At 64.3% G+C, this 17,693-nt stretch carries 14 protein-coding genes; 10 read left to right on the top strand and 4 right to left on the bottom strand.

Features of this window, described 5'->3' with window-relative positions:
* The first annotated feature begins 158 nt into the window (after positions 1-158).
* Positions 159-491: a LapA family protein gene (locus QMO80_RS10875; protein ID WP_283200043.1), complete on the top strand. Its 333-nt coding sequence runs from the start codon at positions 159-161 to the stop codon at positions 489-491.
* A gap of 34 nt (positions 492-525) precedes the next feature.
* Here the strand turns inward: QMO80_RS10875 and QMO80_RS10880 are convergent, their stop codons facing one another.
* Both QMO80_RS10880 and QMO80_RS10885 read right to left on the bottom strand, forming a co-directional pair.
* On the bottom strand, positions 526-960 hold the full coding sequence (locus tag QMO80_RS10880) for a GNAT family N-acetyltransferase (RefSeq protein WP_283200044.1): 435 nt from the start codon (positions 958-960) through the stop codon (positions 526-528).
* Between the two features lie 64 nt (positions 961-1,024).
* Positions 1,025-1,480 (bottom strand): carbon monoxide dehydrogenase subunit G, encoded by a 456-nt coding sequence (locus QMO80_RS10885; RefSeq protein ID WP_283200045.1) that lies wholly within the window; start codon positions 1,478-1,480, stop codon positions 1,025-1,027.
* Between the two features lie 103 nt (positions 1,481-1,583).
* Here QMO80_RS10885 and QMO80_RS10890 point away from each other — a divergent pair, with 103 nt between their 5' ends.
* The 6 genes from QMO80_RS10890 (at position 1,584) to QMO80_RS10915 (ending at position 8,044) form a co-directional block, all read left to right on the top strand.
* Positions 1,584-2,168 (top strand): NUDIX hydrolase, encoded by a 585-nt coding sequence (locus QMO80_RS10890; RefSeq protein ID WP_283200046.1) that lies wholly within the window; start codon positions 1,584-1,586, stop codon positions 2,166-2,168.
* Between the two features lie 99 nt (positions 2,169-2,267).
* Positions 2,268-3,365, top strand: a complete 1,098-nt coding sequence (locus tag QMO80_RS10895; protein WP_283200047.1) for a class I SAM-dependent methyltransferase — start codon at positions 2,268-2,270, stop codon at positions 3,363-3,365.
* Positions 3,362-4,222: an RNA methyltransferase gene (locus QMO80_RS10900; RefSeq protein WP_283200048.1), complete on the top strand. Its 861-nt coding sequence runs from the start codon at positions 3,362-3,364 to the stop codon at positions 4,220-4,222. The genes QMO80_RS10895 and QMO80_RS10900 overlap by 4 nt, the downstream gene beginning before the upstream one ends.
* Positions 4,219-4,722, top strand: a complete 504-nt coding sequence (lspA, locus tag QMO80_RS10905; RefSeq protein ID WP_283200049.1) for a signal peptidase II — start codon at positions 4,219-4,221, stop codon at positions 4,720-4,722. The genes QMO80_RS10900 and lspA overlap by 4 nt, the downstream gene beginning before the upstream one ends.
* Before the next feature lie 55 nt (positions 4,723-4,777).
* Entirely contained in the window at positions 4,778-7,057 is a 2,280-nt protein-coding gene (locus QMO80_RS10910) for an ATP-binding protein (RefSeq protein ID WP_283200050.1), read from the top strand.
* A 108-nt stretch (positions 7,058-7,165) separates the two neighbouring features.
* Positions 7,166-8,044, top strand: a complete 879-nt coding sequence (locus tag QMO80_RS10915; protein WP_283200051.1) for a GNAT family N-acetyltransferase — start codon at positions 7,166-7,168, stop codon at positions 8,042-8,044.
* Positions 8,045-8,090: 46 nt separating this feature from the next.
* Here QMO80_RS10915 and QMO80_RS10920 read toward each other — a convergent pair whose 3' ends face one another.
* Together QMO80_RS10920 and QMO80_RS10925 are read right to left on the bottom strand one after the other, a co-directional pair.
* The gene (locus QMO80_RS10920; RefSeq protein ID WP_283200052.1) at positions 8,091-9,080 is read right to left on the bottom strand and encodes a helix-turn-helix transcriptional regulator; all 990 of its coding nucleotides are present in this window, start codon (positions 9,078-9,080) and stop codon (positions 8,091-8,093) included.
* A gap of 177 nt (positions 9,081-9,257) precedes the next feature.
* Positions 9,258-11,543 (bottom strand): NADP-dependent malic enzyme, encoded by a 2,286-nt coding sequence (locus QMO80_RS10925; RefSeq protein ID WP_283200053.1) that lies wholly within the window; start codon positions 11,541-11,543, stop codon positions 9,258-9,260.
* A gap of 113 nt (positions 11,544-11,656) precedes the next feature.
* On the opposite strand from QMO80_RS10925, the gene mutS reads away from it, so the two are divergent.
* The 3 genes from mutS to QMO80_RS10940 all read left to right on the top strand — a co-directional run bounded on the left by mutS (position 11,657) and on the right by QMO80_RS10940 (position 17,688).
* A complete protein-coding gene (gene mutS / locus QMO80_RS10930; protein ID WP_283200054.1) occupies positions 11,657-14,383 on the top strand; it encodes a DNA mismatch repair protein MutS in 2,727 nt (908 codons plus the stop codon).
* 14 nt (positions 14,384-14,397) lie between these two features.
* On the top strand, positions 14,398-14,673 hold the full coding sequence (locus tag QMO80_RS10935; RefSeq protein ID WP_116404629.1) for a hypothetical protein: 276 nt from the start codon (positions 14,398-14,400) through the stop codon (positions 14,671-14,673).
* Positions 14,674-14,781: 108 nt separating this feature from the next.
* Entirely contained in the window at positions 14,782-17,688 is a 2,907-nt protein-coding gene (locus QMO80_RS10940; RefSeq protein ID WP_283200055.1) for a [protein-PII] uridylyltransferase, read from the top strand.
* The last annotated feature ends 5 nt before the right edge of the window (positions 17,689-17,693 follow it).

Here is a 17,693-nt window from a genome sequence, read left to right on the forward strand (position 1 = left end):
CAAGCCGCCTGCGGCGAATCCGCACTTGAACTCGTAGGCCATTTTCCTATTCTGCTCACACATCGGCCCCGAAAATCGGAATCGATTTTCGGGGCCGATGCGCAGATACAACGCGCTGCTCGAAGAGGGCGGCGCCATCCGACGCATGGAGAGCTCAAATGGCCAAGAAGATCGTCAACCTGTTGATTCTGCTGCCGCTCGGCGTCGTCCTTATCGTCTTCTGCGTCGCCAACCGGCAAAGCGTCACGCTCGCCTTCAATCCGTTTCGGCCGGAGGATCAGGTGCTTGCGGTTTCGGCGCCCTTCTTCGTCTTCCTGGTCGTTGCGCTGATCGCAGGCATGCTGATCGGCTCGGCCGCCACCTGGTTCAGCCAGGGCAAACACCGCAAGCGCGCCCGCACCGAAGCCAAGGAAGCCATCCGCTGGCAGGGCGAGGCCGACCGCCACAAGAGCCGCGCCGAGGAAATCGCCGGGCAGCTTCCGGCACGGTAAAACCGGCTCGGTTTCGACGACGCTTCCGCACCGGTCAGACCGGAAAAAAGCTCAGCTCCTCATAATCGCCCTCCGGCGACGCGCCGTTGCCGGTCACGCGGAAACCGTGGGCGAGGTAAAAGGCCTTCGCCCGCCGGTTCTTCACCAGGCACTTCAGCCGGTAGCGGTGTTGCGGCCATTCCGGCAGCGCCTGCAGCAGCGCCGTACCGGCGCCAGAGCCCTGGAAGTCCCGGCTGATATAGAGCATGTGAATGAAATCATCGGCCGGCCACAGCGACAGGAAGCCGGCTATTCCACCGTTTTCATGCTCGCAGACGAAGACCGTCTCGCCATTGGTATGAGCTGCAAAATCCTCGCGGTGGAACTTGCCGGGGTCGACCCAGACGAATGTTTCGCGGCGCACGGAAAGATAAATCTCCGCAAGCATGTCCCGGTCTTCCGCCCGCGGCGGCCTGATTGTCCACGTCATGACGTCGATTTAACCCATGCCCCCACTCCGCGCCAAGCCCAAAGCACGTGGTGCCGGGCCGGGATCAGCCGGCCGCCATCTTCGCGACGACGGCGGCATTGAAATCCGAAAAGAACCCTTCGGCGAGCCTCTGCGAGGTCGAATCGAGCAGGCGTGCGCCGAGCTGGGCAAGCCTGCCGCCGAGTTCAGCCTTTGCCCGATAATGCAGGATTGTCTCGGCGCCGTTTTGCTCGAGCACGATATCGGCGCTGCCCCTGGCGAAGCCGGCAAGACCACCCTTGCCTTCGGCCGACAGCGTATAGCTTTTCGGCGCATCGACATTGGAAAGCGTCAACAGCCCATGAAAGGTCGCCGACAGCAGGCTGAACTTGACCTTGATCGCCGCCTCGAACCTGTCGGGCGACAGCCGCTCGATGCTCTGGCAGCCCGGAATGCAGCCGCGCATGATCTCGGGATCGTTGAGCGCTGCCCAGACGACATCCCGCGGCGCGGCGATGCATTCTTCGCCGGTAAAATCCATTCGACAGCCCCATCTCCGATTCGTTCACCTTATCCCAGCGGGAAAGGCTTTTGCCAGGCGGAGAGGAATGTTATCCCGCTCGTTCCGGAGCAAGGAATTGGCGATGAGTGATGAATTGAAGCCCTGGAGGGTGACGGCAAGCCGCATCACCTATGAGGACCGCTGGATCCGGCTGCGAAGCGACGATTGCGTCACCGCCGACGGAATTGTCGTCGCGCCCTTCCATGTGCTCGACTATCCCGACTGGATCAATGTCGTGCCTGTGATGCCCGACGGGCGCGTGCTGCTGACGCGGGAATACCGGCACGGCCGCGGCGAGATCATCCACGGTCTCGTCGCCGGCGGCGTCGAGCGCAGCGACAGCGGGAGCGGCGATGCGGCGTTGGCGGCAGCCCGGCGCGAACTCCGGGAGGAGACCGGCTATGAAGCCTCGACCTTCGTCAAGCTGCTGACCTCCTATCCGAATGCCGCGAGCCACAGCAACGCGGTGACGAGCTGGCTGGCGCTCGGCCTCAGCCGGGCCGGCGAACCGCGTTTCGACCCCGGCGAGAAGATCGAACTGCTGTTTGCGGATCTTGCCGCCATCCTTGGCGACCTGCAGTCCGGCGCGTTCGTCATGCAGTCGATGCATGTCGCAGCCCTTTATGCGGCAGAAAGCTGGCTTCGCCGGCGGACATCCGAGACCTGAAATACATGCCGGGCCGGCGCGCAGTTGATCCGGCACGCTTTTCTGGGCTACTGCATAATTCAAAGGGCGCTGTGCCCGACAGAGACGCGGAAGAGCACGTTGAAACAGAAAGAACGCCGGCCGGGCCAGAAGAAGACATCAGGTCCTTCCGGTGAAAGCCGCAGAGACGATCGGGCCGGCCGGCCGCCGAAGCCGGTCGCGCGGCCACCGGCTGCCCGTGAGACGGTGCGCGAGGCTGCCGTGCCCGCCGCCACCGAACGGCCGCTGACGACGCGCAGCGGTGAGCGTCCGACCGAGCGCGTGCCTGTCATCCTCGAATCGCTCGGGGCCGGCGACTTCCACCTGATCGACAGCGGCAACGGCGAAAAGCTGGAACAATACGGGCCTTATCGCATCATCCGTCCCGAGGCCCAAGCGCTGTGGCGGCCGTCGCTGCCGGCCCATGTCTGGGAAAAGGTCGATGCCGTCTTCACCGGCGATACCGACGAGGAAGGCAGCGGCCGCTGGCGCTTCCCGAAGGCGGCGCTCGGCGAGACCTGGCCGCTGAACCTGCTCGGCGTCGATTTCCACGGCCGTTTCACCTCCTTCCGTCATGTCGGCGTCTTCCCGGAGCAGATCGTGCACTGGAGCTGGATGAAGGAGCAGGTCGAAAAGGCCGGCCGGCCGCTGAGGGTGCTGAACCTTTTCGGCTATACCGGCGTCGCCTCGCTGGTTGCCGCCGCGGCCGGCGCCGAAGTCACCCATGTCGATGCCTCGAAGAAGGCGATCGGCTGGGCGCGGGAAAACCAGGCGCTCGGGCGCATGGAGAAACTGCCGATCCGCTGGATCTGCGAGGATGCGATGAAATTCATCCTGCGCGAGGAACGCCGCGGCAGCCAGTACGACATCATCCTCACCGATCCGCCGAAATTCGGCCGCGGCCCGAACGGCGAAGTCTGGCATCTCTTCGAACATTTGCCCTTGATGCTCGACATCTGCCGCGAGATCCTGTCGCCGAAGGCCGTGGGCTTGGTGCTGACGGCCTATTCGATCCGCGCCAGCTTCTATTCGATCCACGAGCTGATGCGCGAGACGATGCGGGGCGCCGGCGGCGCGGTCGAATCCGGCGAGCTGGTCATCCGCGAAGCCGGCCTCGACGGCAAGACGCCGGGCCGCGCACTTTCCACCTCCCTCTTTTCCCGCTGGGTGCCGAAATGAGCAAGGACTTCCACGATCAGGGACCGCGCAGGGTCGGACAGGTGAAGGAAGTCACCTCGCTTGCCAATCCCATCATCAAGGACATCAAGGCGCTGACGAACAAGAAGTCGCGCGAGGAGAGCGGGACTTTCCTCGCCGAGGGGCTGAAGCTCGTCATCGATGCGATCGAACTCGGCTGGACGATCCGCACGCTGGTCTATGCCAAGGCGGCCAAGGGCAAGCCGCTGGTCGAGCAGATGGCGGCAAGGACCGTCGCCTCGGGCGGGCTGGTGCTCGAAGTCAGCGAAAAGGTGATCGGCTCGATCACCCGCCGCGACAATCCGCAGATGGTCGTCGGCATCTTCGACCAGCGCTGGATGCCGCTCAAAGACATCCGGCCGAGAGAGGGAGAGACCTGGGTGGCGCTCGACCGCGTGCGCGATCCCGGCAATCTCGGCACCATCATCCGCACAGCGGATGCGGCCGGGGCCTCCGGCGTCATTCTGGTCGGAGAGGCAACCGATCCGTTCTCGCTCGAGACCGTGCGCGCCACCATGGGCTCGGTCTTCGCCGTTCCGGTCGCACGCGCGACGCCGGAGGAATTCCTCGCCTGGCGGAAATCGGCCGGCGTTTGCGTGGTCGCGACGCATCTTGCCGGCGCGGTCGATTACCGCACCATCGACTACCGGAAGAAGCCCGTCGTGCTCTTGATGGGCAACGAGCAATCCGGCCTGCCCGATCAGCTGGCCGGGCGAGCCGACGCGCTTGCCCGCATTCCGCAGCAAGGCCGCGCCGATTCCCTGAACCTCGCCGTCGCCACCGCTGTCATGCTTTTCGAGGCGCGCCGCCATCTCCTCTCACTTGCCGAGGGCAAATGACCGAACAGACTTTTGCCCGCCCCGCGCTGTTTTCGCGGCCGGCGCCGATCCTCTTCTTCATCGTCGTCGCCGTGCTCATCGATCAGGCCGTCAAGATCGCGGTCGATCATTACCTGCCGCTGCAGGAGGCCGTGCCGGTTATTCCGATGCTGGCGCTCTACCGTACCTACAATCTCGGCGTTGCCTTTTCGATGCTGGAGGGCATGGACGGCTGGTTCATCGTCGGCATGCGGCTCGTCATCGTCGCCTTCGTCATGTGGCTGTGGTATCGCACGGCGAAGGACCGCTGGCTCGCCCATCTCGGTTATGCGCTGATCATCGCCGGCGCGATCGGCAATCTCGTCGACCGCTTCGCCTACGGCCATGTGATCGATTACATTCTTTTTCACACCGACAACTGGTCCTTCGCGGTGTTCAATCTCGCCGACAGCTTTATCACCATCGGCGCGGCCTGCGTCATTCTCGACGAGCTGATGCTGCCGAAAACGGCCGGCCGCTAAAATCTTATCGAATTCCTGAAGGCATTCGGAAGAGGCCTCATGTTAGCCAGATAGCATGCACAACCTGGGACAATTGCAGGAAAGATTGTCCGCCGCCTTCGGCGGACCCGCCGCCAAGCCGCATGAAGAGCGGATGGCGGGCTCCTTCTCGCGGCCGGTCGCATCGGCGCTTGAGGCAGCAGATGACGGCAGGATGGGGCCTGCAGCGACACGCCGCCTGCTGGTCTACTGGCTTGGCGGCGCCGGCCTGCTGGCCGCAATGATCCTGACGCTGCTTGCCCATGCCGGCGATCCTCTGCTGCTTTCGGGCGGTCTCGTCGTTCTCGGCCTCGCCGTCATCGCCAGTTATGCCGTCCTGATGGCTCGGCGGCGCAAGCCCCCGCGCGGCGGCAAATCGCTGCCGGATTGGAACGATGGCGCCAAGCTGTTTGCCGACGTGCACGACGTGCTCGGCGACATCACCGTCAGCCGCAGCATGGACCGGCGCATCATTTCGGCCAACGACACGTTTCGCCGCCTGACCGGGCGGCTGCGTCCGGAGGGGCGGAGCTGCGAGGAGATCGGGCTTGCCTTCCGCCCCGGCCCGATCCCGCACTGCTTCGACGTCGAGATCTCGACGCCGGACGGCCAGCGCATCTTTCTCTGGCGCGACGTCGTCACCCGCGACCCGGCAAACGGCCGCCTGCTGCTGCAGAGTGTCGCGCGTGATGTGACCGATGAGCGGCTGATCGCACAGGGCCGCGAAGAGGCCCGCCAGAAGGCGGAATATAACAGCGCCGCCAAATCGCGGCTGCTTGCCACCGTCAGCCACGAGGTGCGCACGCCGCTTTCCGGCCTCCTCGGCATGACGCATCTGCTCGCCGAGACACGGCTGACGCAGGAGCAGCAGGATTATCTCGCCAATATCCGCCAGTCCGGCCACGCGCTGACGCAGCTCGTCGAGGATCTGCTCGATTTCTCCACCATCGAGGTCGGCCGCTTCGCACTGCACCCGCGCTCGGAATCGCTGCGCAAGCTCTTGGAAAGCGTCGTCGAGATGCTCGCTCACCGGGCGCATGAAAAAGGCATCGAGATCGGCGCCACCGTGTCTTCAGACGTGCCGGAGAATATGAGCTTCGACCCGGCGCGGCTGCGCCAGGTTCTGTTCAACGTCATCGGCAATGCCGTGAAGTTCACCCAGGCCGGCGGCGTCTTCATTCGCGTGTCGCTCGACGCCGACGACCTGTCGATCACCGTCACCGATAGTGGTCCCGGCATGACGGCGGAAGAGCAGGCGCGTGTCTTCGGCGAGTTCGAGCAGGGCGGGACCGTCGCCGACAGGAGCAGCGGCACCGGGCTCGGCCTTGCCATCTCCGCCCGCATCATGCGCGAATTCAACGGCGCGCTGACGGTTGCCAGCGAAAAGGGCAAAGGCAGCGAATTCACCATCCGTTTCCCGGTCGATATCGGCAGCGAGCGCCCCGACAGGCGCAATACGCTGCTTGCCGGCAACAGCGTCGTGCTCCTGGCGCCGGCGGGCGCGGCGCGCACCGCCATCGCCGAGACGATTACCGCGCTTGGCGGCCTCTGCCATCTCGTCGCCGACGGCGAGAGCGCGCGGGCAACGCTGCTCGGCTTGGCAAACAGCGGAAAGCGGCCGACCGATATCATCATCGATCATCGCATGTCGGCCGAATTTTCCGCCCACCTTGCCGATCGAGCCGAAATTGCCGCCCTTGGCCTGCGCAAGGTCCTGCTCGTCAATCCGGAGGAGCGCAGCGCCCATCCGCTCGATCTCTTCGATGCCTGGCTCATCCGGCCGCTGCGCGAACAGTCGCTGATCGACGTGCTGCGCGGGCGCATGCGCGGCATGGAGAAGCGCGACGCGCTGAACGACAACCAGCCGGGCTTCGGCCTTTCGGTTGCGGAGACGATGGTGGCCGCCAGCGGGCTCAACATCCTGCTTGGCGAGGACGATCCGATCAATGCCATGCTGGTGCGCGTCGTGCTGGAGAAGGGCGGGCATAAGGTGCGCCATGTCGAGGATTTCGAGGCGCTGCTCGATTGCGCCCTTTGCGAGGCGAATGCCCGGCCCGACATCATCATCAGCGACCTGTCGATGCCCGGCGGCAACGGCATCGATATGCTCGGGCGCCTGCGCGGCCACGAAAGGCGGCTCGATCTTGCCTCGGTGCCGGTGATCGTGCTCACGGCCGACAAGAGCGACGAATCGCGCCGCCAGGTCCTGCTGAACGGCGCCAACCGCGTCATGGTCAAGCCGGTCGACCCGGTGCGGCTGCTGACCGAAGTTCAGGCCGTCGCCGCACTTTCCGCCCGCCGGGCGGAGGCGCGATAACGTGCCGCGGGGCCGGCATGCGTCTTGCGCTGGGAAATCCAATATGTCACTTTCCTGTCGCAGAGAAGTGTTTTATGGCGTCGATAAGCCGGCAACGGGAGAATCGCCATGTCCGCCATCGACATCCTGAATCGTGACACCATTGCCGAGGCTGCACCGCCCTCGACGGCGGCAGTCCAGAAGGACGGCGATATCCTCGGCCGCATCGGCAATCTGGAAACCCGCCTTGCCCGCACGGCGCGCGAGATCGATGCCGCCCAGGCCGTGCGCTACCGCGTCTTCGTCGACGAAATGAAGGCGCAATTGCCGCTGGACGCCATGCGCCGCCAGCGCGATGTCGACGCCTATGATGCTTTTTGCGACCATCTTCTCGTTCTCGACCGCACGATCGAGGGTGACCCGGAAGACCAGATCGTCGGCACCTACCGGCTGCTGCGCCAGGATGTCGCCATGGCCAATGGCGGTTTTTACTCGGCTTCCGAATTCGAGATCGACGGCCTCCTTGCCAAACATCCGGACAAACGCTTCATGGAACTCGGCCGTTCCTGCGTACTGCCGGAATACCGCACCAAACGCACCGTCGAGCTTCTGTGGCAGGGCAATTGGGCCTATGCGCTGAAGCATGGTGTCAGCGCCATGTTCGGCTGCGCCTCTTTCCCAGGCGTCTATCTCGAAAGCCACGCGCTGGCGCTGTCCTTCCTCTACCACAATGTGCTGGCGAAGAATGAATGGGCCGTCAGCGCATTGCCGCATCTCGCCCGCAACATGGACCTGATGCCGGCCGAGGCCGTCAACCCGAAGCGGGCGCTGATGGCTCTGCCGCCGTTGATCAAGGGTTATATGCGCCTCGGCGCGATGGTCGGCTCCAGTGCGGTCATCGATCATGCCTTCAACACGACCGACGTGCTGATCGTGCTGCCGATCTCCAGCATTTCCGACCGCTACCTGAATTATTACGGCGCCGACGCCGGCCGCTTCTCGAGCTAGAATCTGAAAGATCGCGGAGCGCTTCAGGCTCTCCGGTGGCGCACCCTCACATATCGAACCGCCTTCTCGTATCCGACGGGTTCTCTCCATACGCCGCCCGATAGGTTGCCGCAAAACGGCCAAGGTGAAAGAACCCCCACTTCAAACAGATGTCCCGCAACGGCTGCCGGTTTGAAGGATCGCGCAGATCCTCGCGGACCGCTTGCAAGCGGATCGTCCTGAGGTAGGCAGACGGCGTGGTTCCCTTGAAGGCACGAAAACCGACTTCGAGAGCGCGAATGGAAATGCCCGCCGCCTCCGCGACATTCTGCATCGTCATCGGCTGCGCGATGTTTGCATGCATGAATTCGATGGCCCGGCGGACATGCCGCGGTGCGATCAGATGGATTTTCTTGTCGAGGAGATGCGAGAGCCGATGAGGAACCAGGCGCACCACCAGATCGGCAAATGCCTGGATCAGGTTGGACATGGCAATGGGCGAGTGGAGGAGCGGCCCGTTGTTGCGCATGCCGATGATCATCGTTTGGGCGAGACCGCCGATCAACTGTCCCGCCGCGGTGGACCGATCGACGACCGGCGCCAGATCCATTGACCCGGTCAGCGGGGTCTCCAATACGGCGGCGACGGTCTGCGCTATGATCGCCCAGCTCAGGCTGAGTGTGTCCGACCGATGAGGCGCTGCCCTCACGGAAACCCGTTCCGGTTCAAGATTGTTCGTCAGCAACAGCCGCCCGGGTGTCGCTTCGGCCACGGTCCGACCAAAGCCTACGTCGAGAGCACCCGTGCGCGGAACGATGATTGCCAGAGTTTCCGGCGTTCCATGTGCCGTTCTTGCCCCCCAGCCGCCGGAATCCTGGTTGCTGACCAGCGACAACCGCTCATCGCCCCAAAACCCGACCTTCCAGTCGAGGGGTTTCTCTCGGCCATTGCGCCATGCGTCGAACGAACCGAACCCCTTGGTCAGGGCCTCGACCATATCGTCGAAAGTTGCCCCCTGAAATCGGGCGATGAAATTGGGGGATGCATTTTCCGGCATGGGAACCCAAACGGCTGATGAAATTAAATTATGCCCCGCGTTTTGCATCAAAAGTATGACTTATCAGATCAACCCTTTCAACCGCGGCCTCGGTGCGTAAGCCACAAAAAGCCGTGCCCGGCCGACATGTTGTCGGCCGGGCACGGAATGCCGTCTCATATGGGAGGCAGAGCGCGTTTACGAACCCGCGCCATAAGCGGCGATCGCCGCCATGTTGACGATGTCGCTGTCCTTGGCGCCCATCGAGGTGATCTGCACCGGCTTGTCGAGACCGACGAGGATCGGGCCGATCACCGTGGAGCCGCCGAGTTCCTGCAGCATCTTGGTCGAGATCGAAGCCGAGTGGAAGGCCGGCATGACGAGCACGTTGGCCGGACCCGAGAGGCGGCAGAAGGGATATTGCTCCATCACCTTGCGGTTCAGCGCGACATCGGCCGCCATCTCGCCGTCATATTCGAAATCGACACGGCGCTTGTCGAGGATCTTCACCGCCTCGCGCACCCGCTCCGAGCGTTCGCCCGAGGGATGGCCGAAGGTGGAATAGGCGAGCAGCGCGACACGCGGCGAATAACCCATGCGCCGCGCCAGACCGGCGGCCTCCTCGGCGATATCGGCAAGCTGCTCGGCGGTCGGCATGTCGTGCACGGCGGTATCGGCCACGAAGACCGTGCGGCCGCGGCAGAGCGCCAGCGAGACGCCGATGACGCGGTGGCCGGGTTTCTCGTCGATGCAGCGGCGCACGTCCTCGAGCGCCGTCGAATAGTTTCGGGTGATGCCCGTCACCATGCCGTCGGCATCGCCGAGCGCCACCATCGTGGCGGCGAAGTGGTTGCGGTCGTTGTGGATCAGCCGCTGGACGTCGCGGTGCAGGTAACCGTGCCGCTGGAGCCTCGCATAGAGATAGTCGATATAGGCCTCGACCCGGGTGGAAATACGGGCATTGACGATCTCCAGGCCCGGCCGGTTGAGATCGATACCGGCGCGTTCGGCCGTCGACCGGATCAGGTCCTCGCGGCCGAGCAGGATGGCGGTGCCGAGCTGCTGGTTGGCGTAGGACAAGGCGGCGCGCAGCACCTGTTCTTCCTCGGCCTCGGCAAAGACGATCCGCTTCGGGCGGCGGCGTACCCGCTCATAGAGGCTGGCGAGCGTCGAGGCGATCGGATCGCGGCGCGCCGAAAGCTCGCGGGCATAGCCGGCCATATCGGTGATGACCTTGCGGGCGACGCCGGTCTCGATCGCGGCTTCAGCGACCGCGACGGGGATCGCCGAGATCAGCCGCGGATCGAAAGGAACCGGGATGATGTACTGCGAGCCGAAACGCGGCCGGTTGCCCTGATAGGCGGCGACCACGTCATCGGGCACATCCTCGCGGGCAAGGTTCGCCAGCGCCTTGACGGCAGCGATCTTCATCGCGTCGTTGATGGTGGAGGCACGGACATCGAGAGCGCCGCGGAAGATATAGGGAAAGCCGAGGACATTGTTGACCTGGTTCGGGTAATCCGAGCGGCCGGTCGCCATGATGGCGTCGTCGCGGATGCGGGCGACCTCCTCCGGGGTGATCTCGGGATCGGGATTGGCCATGGCGAAGATGATCGGCCGATCCGCCATCGAGCGGATCATCTTGGCCGAGAAGGCGCCCTTCTGCGACAGGCCGAAGATGACATCGGCGCCCTCCATCGCCTCCTCGAGCGTGCGCGCGTCGGTCTTTGCCGCATGCGCCGATTTCCACTGGTTCATGCCCTCGGTGCGGCCCTGGTAGATGACGCCCTTGGTGTCGCAGAGGATAACGTTCTCGGGCGCAAAGCCCATCGCCTTGATAAGCTCGATGCAGGCGATCGCCGCAGCGCCGGCGCCGTTGCAGACGAGCTTCGTCGTCTTCAGGTCGCGGCCGGTCAGTTCCAGCGCGTTGATCAGGCCGGCGGCGGCGATGATCGCCGTTCCGTGCTGGTCGTCATGGAAGACGGGAATGTCCATCAGCTCGCGCAGCCGGCTTTCGATGACGAAACAATCCGGCGCCTTGATATCCTCGAGGTTGATGCCGCCGAAGGAGGGGCCGAGGAAGCGCACGCAGTTGATGAATTCGTCGACATTTTCCGTATCGATTTCGAGGTCGATGGAATCGACGTCGGCGAAGCGCTTGAACAGCACCGCCTTGCCTTCCATGACCGGCTTGGAGGCGAGTGCGCCGAGATTGCCGAGACCGAGGATCGCCGTGCCGTTGGAAATGACCGCGACCATGTTGCCGCGCGCCGTGTAGTCGTAGGCCGTCTGCGGATCGGCGGCGATCGCCTTGACGGGCACGGCGACACCCGGCGAATAGGCAAGCGACAGGTCGCGCTGCGTCGCCATCGGCTTGGTCGGGACGACTTCCAGCTTGCCGGGCCGGCCCGTGGCGTGAAAATCGAGCGCCTCCTGGTCGGTAACTGATGTCGCCGGCCGGTCCTTCTTATCGATATCGGGCATAAATCCTCCAACGTCCTGTGGGCGACGCTTCGCTCTTCCTCAAATGCTGTTGTCATCTATAGCGGCGCGCGGATAGGGTTGGCACCTGTTTTTTTGGGAAAAACTGCACCTCCGTGAACGCACGAATAGACACAGAGAACGAAGCCTTTTCGGCTGCCGAGCTTGCCACGGCGGAAAGCCGTGCCTCGGCCACGCCGATGATGGAGCAATATATCGAGATCAAGGCGAACAATCCGGGTTCGCTGCTCTTCTATCGCATGGGCGATTTCTACGAGCTGTTCTTCGAGGATGCGCTGGAGGCTTCGCGCGCGCTCGGCATCACGCTGACGAAGCGCGGCCAGCACATGGGCCAGGATATCCCGATGTGCGGCGTGCCGGTGCATGCGGCCGACGATTACCTGCAGAAGCTGATCTCGCTCGGCTTCCGCGTCGCCGTCTGCGAACAGGTCGAGGATCCGGCCGAAGCGAAAAAACGCGGCGGCAAATCCGTCGTCAAGCGCGATGTCGTCCGCCTGGTCACGCCGGGCACGATCACCGAGGAAAAGCTGCTTTCGCCCTCGGAATCCAACTATCTGATGGCACTGACCCGCATTCGCGGCGGCGCCGAGCCCTTGCTGGCGCTTGCCTGGATCGATATTTCCACCGGCGTCTTCCGGCTGGCCGAGACCGAAGCCTCGCGGCTGCTTGCCGATATCCTGCGCATCGATCCGCGCGAACTCATCCTGCCCGACACGATCTTCCACGATCCGGAACTGAAACCGGTCTTCGACGTGCTCGGCCGCACCGCGGTGCCGCAGCCTTCCGTGCTCTTCGACAGCGCCAGCGCCGAGGGCCGGATCGCCCGTTATTTCGGCGTCGCGACGCTCGACGGCTTCGGCAGCTTTTCGCGCGCCGAGCTGGCGGCTGCGGCCGCCGCCGTCGCCTATGTCGAGAAGACGCAGATCGCCGAGCGGCCGCCGCTTGGAAAGCCGGAGCGGGAAAGTGCGGCGTCGACGCTGTTCATCGATCCCGCCACCCGCGCCAATCTGGAACTGGCCCGCACGCTGTCGGGCGATCGCAACGGCTCGCTGTTGAAGGCGATCGACCGCACCGTCACCGGCGGCGGCGCGCGGCTTCTGGCCGAGCGGCTGATGTCGCCGCTGACCGACCCCGCCCGCATCAATGCGCGGCTCGATTCGATCGGCTTTCTGATCGACGAACCCTCGCTCTCCGGCAAGCTGCGCGACACGCTGATACATGTGCCCGACATGCCGCGCGCGCTATCGCGCCTGGCGCTCGACCGCGGCGGCCCGCGCGATCTCGCGGCCATCCGCCAGGGTCTTCAGGCGGCGAGCGACGTTGCGACCATGCTGGCAAGCGCGATGCTGCCGGAAGAGCTTGGTCAGGCGCTGTCCGGGCTGCAAGCCCTTCCCGAAGCACTCGAAAGCCTGCTGGCCGAGACGCTCGCCGAGGAACTGCCGCTGCTGAAACGCGATGGCGGCTTCCTGCGCGACGGCGCCAGCCCCGAGCTCGACGAGGTGCGGGCGCTGCGCGACCAGTCGCGCCGGGTCATCGCCGGCCTGCAATTGCAATATGCCGAGGAAACCGGCATCCGGTCGCTGAAGATCAAGCACAACAACATCCTCGGCTATTTCATCGAGGTCACGGCCGGCAATGCCTCCCCGATGACGGACACGGCTGAGGCCAAGGCCCGCTTCATCCACCGCCAGACGATGGCGAGCGCGATGCGCTTCACCACCACCGAACTTGCCGATCTCGAAAGCCGCATCGCCAATGCCGCCGACCGGGCGCTGACGATCGAGCTCGCCGCCTTCGAGAAGATGACGGCGGCAGTGGTTAAGGAAGCCGAGGCGATCAAATCCGGCGCGAGGGCGCTTGCCGTCATCGACGTTGCAGCTAGCCTGGCGCTGCTCGCCGATGAGCAGGCCTATTGCCGGCCGCAGGTCGACGGCTCGAAGATGTTTGCCATCGAGGGCGGCCGTCATCCTGTGGTCGAGCAGGCGCTGCGGCGGCAGGCGGGCGGCCCCTTTGTCGCCAACCATTGCGATCTGTCGCCGAAAACAAGCGACAAGGACGGCGCGATCTGGCTGCTGACCGGCCCCAACATGGGCGGTAAGTCGACCTTCCTCAGGCAGAACGCGCTGATCGCGATCCTGGCGCAGATGGGTTCCTTCGTGCCGGCGACCTCAGCTCATATCGGCATCGTCGACCGGCTGTTCTCGCGCGTCGGCGCCTCCGACGATCTGGCGCGCGGGCGCTCCACCTTCATGGTCGAGATGGTCGAAACCGCTGCGATCCTCAACCAGGCGAGCGACCGCTCGCTCGTCATCCTCGACGAGATCGGCCGCGGCACCGCCACCTTCGACGGGTTGTCGATCGCCTGGGCCGCCGTCGAGCACCTGCATGAGGCCAATCGCTGCCGCGGCCTGTTCGCCACGCATTTCCACGAGCTGACCGTGCTTTCGGAAAAGCTTGGCCGGCTATCGAACGCCACGATGCGGGTCAAGGAATGGGACGGCGATGTCATCTTCCTGCACGAGGTCGGGCCGGGTGCGGCCGACCGCTCCTACGGCATCCAGGTTGCCCGCCTGGCCGGGCTTCCGGCTTCGGTGGTGGCGCGGGCCCGCGATGTGCTCACCCGCCTGGAGGATGCCGACCGCAAGAACCCGGCGAGCCAGCTGATCGACGACCTGCCCCTCTTCCAGGTGGCTGTGCGCCGTGAGGACACGGCCCGCGGACCGTCCAAGGTCGAGGAGGCGCTGAAGGCGATGAGCCTTGACGACATGACGCCGCGCGAGGCAATGGACGCGCTTTACGACCTCAAGAAGAAGCTGAAATAGGGCAGCGGCACGCGATGTTCATGGAAAAGCTGGTTCGCGAAACGGAGCGTCTGTCGCTCATCTGCTCGATGCTCGACACGATGCGGCGCGCCGACAAGGATCGGAATGCGCGCGGCTGGACGTCGCCGATCGGCATGCTGAAAATCACCCGCTGTTGCGCTATGATCTCAGAACTCGGCACCTCGATCGCCAAGGCCGGCTATCGCGAATGCGACCGGCAGTCGCTCGAGGAGATCATGAGAGAGACGCGGCAGGTGCTGCATTTGCTGAACGCGCGGGCCGCCCTCTGAATTTTTCGGGAAAGCCGCCGCGCAGCCTACCAACACCATTTCGCCAAATTTAAAGGTTCTTGCAGTATGAGGGCGCGTGTCGATCGCCTGACGAAGGGGTTATAGCGCATGCAGACGAAACACGAGGCGAGCCCGGATCCGGTCGCCCGGCATGAACAGGAAGCCGCCCCGGCGACAGTGATGCGCGCGCTTGATTTTTCCCAGATCCTCGACGTCGAGCTGTTGCAGAAGCAGTGCGACGCGGTTGCCGAGGCCAATCGCAACCGGCCTGACCTGCTGCGCGCCGACCTTCTCGCCGTCCTGAAAAAGGCCAGCACGGAAGGCCGGCAGAAGGCGCGGGCCGCGCTGATGGCCGATGGCGGCGGGCTGAATTGCGCCTACAGGATTTCCTGGCTGCAGGACCAGATCATCACCGTCCTCTACAATTTCGCCACCGCCCATATCTTTCCGCAGCAGAAGGACAAGTTCGCGGTCACCGCCGTCGGCGGCTACGGCCGCGACACGCTGGCGCCGGGCTCCGATATCGACCTGCTCTTCCTCTTCCCGCCGCGGCCGACGGAGGAGACGCACAAGGCGGTCGAGTTCATGCTCTACGTCCTCTGGGACATGGGCTTCAAGGTCGGCCACGCCACCCGCACGGTGGAGGAATGCATCGCGCTTTCCAAATCCGACATGACGATCCGTACCGCTATCCTGGAGATGCGCTATATCTGCGGCCTGCAGCGGCTGGAAACCGAGCTCGAGACCCGCTTCGACAAGGAAATCGTCACCGGCACCGGCCCTGAATTCATCGCCGCCAAGCTTGCCGAGCGCGACGAGCGCCACCGCAAGGCCGGTGATACACGTTATCTCGTCGAGCCCAACGTCAAGGAAGGCAAGGGCGGGCTTCGCGACCTGCACACGCTGTTCTGGATCTCGAAATATTATTATCACGTGCGCGATCAGGCCGAACTGGTCAAGCTCGGCGTCTTGTCCAGGCACGAATACCGTCTGCTCGAGAAAGCCGACGATTTTCTCTGGGCGGTGCGCTGCCATATGCATTTCCTCACCGGCAAGGCCGAGGAACGGCTGTCCTTCGACATCCAGCGCGAGATCGCCGAAGCCTTCGGCTATCACACCCGCCCGGGCCTTTCGGCCGTCGAGCGCTTCATGAAGCATTATTTCCTCGTCGCCAAGGATGTCGGCGATTTGACGCGTATCCTCTGCGCCGCGCTCGAAGACCAGCAGGCGAAGTCGATCCCCGGCCTTACCGGCGTCATCAGCCGTTTCACCCATCGCACCCGCAAGATCGCCGGCAGCGTCGAATTCGTCGAGGACCGCGGCCGCATCGCGCTCGCCGACGCTGACGTGTTCAAGCGCGATCCCGTCAGCATCCTCCGGCTCTTCCACGTCGCCGACATCAACGGGCTGGAATTCCATCCGGATGCGCTGAAACGCGTCACCCGCTCACTGGCGCTGATCGATAACCGGCTCAGGGAAAACGACGAGGCCAACCGCCTGTTCATGTCGATCCTGACATCGAAGCGCGACCCGGCGCTGATCTTGCGGCGGATGAACGAGGCCGGCGTGCTCGGCCGTTTCATTCCCGAATTCGGCAAGATCGTCGCGATGATGCAGTTCAACATGTATCACCACTATACGGTCGACGAACATCTGATCCGCACTGTCGACGTGCTCTCCGAGATCGACAAGTCACGGTCCGAGGATCTGCACCCGCTCGCCAACAAGCTGATCGCTAACATCGAGGACCGCGAGGCGCTCTACGTCGCCGTTCTTCTCCACGATATTGCCAAGGGCCGGCTGGAGGATCACTCGATCGCCGGCGCCCGCGTTGCCCGCAAGCTCTGCGCCCGCTTCGGCCTGTCGCAGAAGCAGACGGAAATCGTCGTCTGGCTGATCGAGGAACATCTGACCATGTCGATGGTGGCGCAGACCCGCGACCTCACCGACCGCAAGACGATCACCGATTTCGCCGACCGGGTGCAGTCGCTCGACCGGCTGAAGATGCTGCTGATCCTGACGATCTGCGATATCCGCGCTGTCGGCCCCGGCGTCTGGAACGGCTGGAAGGGCCAGCTTCTGCGGACGCTCTATTATGAAACCGAGCTGCTCTTGGCCGGCGGTTTCTCGGAAGTCTCGCGCAAGGAGCGGGCGAACGCCGCCGCCGAGGCGCTGCGCGGCGCGCTCTCCGACTGGAGCCAGAAGGACCGCAACACCTATACCAAGCTGCACTACCAGCCCTATCTGCTCTCCGTGCCGCTGGAGGACCAGCTCCGCCACGCCCATTTCATCCGCCAGGCCGACAAGGCGGGCCAGGCGCTCGCCACCACGGTGCGCACCGACAGTTTCCATGCGATCACCGAGATCACCGTGCTGTCGCCCGACCATCCGCGCCTGCTCGCCGTCATCGCCGGCGCCTGTGCTGCGGCCGGCGCCAACATCGTCGACGCGCAGATCTTCACGACCTCGGACGGGCGGGCGCTCGATACGATCCATGTCAGCCGCGAATTTGCCGACGATGCCGACGAGCTGCGCCGGGCCGCGACGATCGGACGGATGATCGAGGACGTGCTGTCGGGGCGCAAGCGGCTGCCCGAGGTGATCGCCACGCGGGCGCGCAACCGCAAGAAAAACAAGGCCTTCGTCATTCCGCCGTCGGTCAACATAACCAACAGCCTGTCGAACAAATTCACCGTCATCGAGGTCGAATGCCTCGACCGACCGGGACTTCTGTCGGAGATCACCGCCGTGCTCTCCGATCTGTCGCTCGACATCCAGTCGGCCCGCATCACCACCTTCGGCGAGAAGGTGATCGACACCTTCTACGTCACCGATCTGGTCGGCCAGAAAATATCCGGCGACAGCAAGCGCGCCAACATCACCGCCCGGATGAAAGCCGTCATGGCCGAGGAGGAAGACGAACTGCGCGAGCGCATGCCCTCCGGCATCATCGCGCCGGCCGCCACCGCCCGGACATCGCCCTCAGCCGACAAGAAAGCCGATTCGCCCGCATGAGCCCC

The sequence above is a fragment of the Rhizobium sp. BT03 genome, from assembly GCF_030053155.1.
In the GTDB taxonomy this organism is placed as follows: domain Bacteria; phylum Pseudomonadota; class Alphaproteobacteria; order Rhizobiales; family Rhizobiaceae; genus Rhizobium.

Coding starts and splice junctions, on each gene's coding strand:
- QMO80_RS10875 (WP_283200043.1), top strand. CDS start 159: ATGGCCAAGAAGATCGTCAACCTGTTGATTCTGCTGCCGCTCGGCGTC.
- QMO80_RS10915 (WP_283200051.1), top strand. CDS start 7,166: ATGTCCGCCATCGACATCCTGAATCGTGACACCATTGCCGAGGCTGCA.
- QMO80_RS10900 (WP_283200048.1), top strand. CDS start 3,362: ATGAGCAAGGACTTCCACGATCAGGGACCGCGCAGGGTCGGACAGGTG.
- lspA (WP_283200049.1), top strand. CDS start 4,219: ATGACCGAACAGACTTTTGCCCGCCCCGCGCTGTTTTCGCGGCCGGCG.
- QMO80_RS10880 (WP_283200044.1), bottom strand. CDS start 960: ATGACGTGGACAATCAGGCCGCCGCGGGCGGAAGACCGGGACATGCTT.
- QMO80_RS10885 (WP_283200045.1), bottom strand. CDS start 1,480: ATGGATTTTACCGGCGAAGAATGCATCGCCGCGCCGCGGGATGTCGTC.
- QMO80_RS10940 (WP_283200055.1), top strand. CDS start 14,782: ATGCAGACGAAACACGAGGCGAGCCCGGATCCGGTCGCCCGGCATGAA.
- QMO80_RS10920 (WP_283200052.1), bottom strand. CDS start 9,080: ATGCCGGAAAATGCATCCCCCAATTTCATCGCCCGATTTCAGGGGGCA.
- QMO80_RS10935 (WP_116404629.1), top strand. CDS start 14,398: ATGTTCATGGAAAAGCTGGTTCGCGAAACGGAGCGTCTGTCGCTCATC.
- QMO80_RS10925 (WP_283200053.1), bottom strand. CDS start 11,543: ATGCCCGATATCGATAAGAAGGACCGGCCGGCGACATCAGTTACCGAC.
- QMO80_RS10910 (WP_283200050.1), top strand. CDS start 4,778: ATGCACAACCTGGGACAATTGCAGGAAAGATTGTCCGCCGCCTTCGGC.
- QMO80_RS10890 (WP_283200046.1), top strand. CDS start 1,584: ATGAGTGATGAATTGAAGCCCTGGAGGGTGACGGCAAGCCGCATCACC.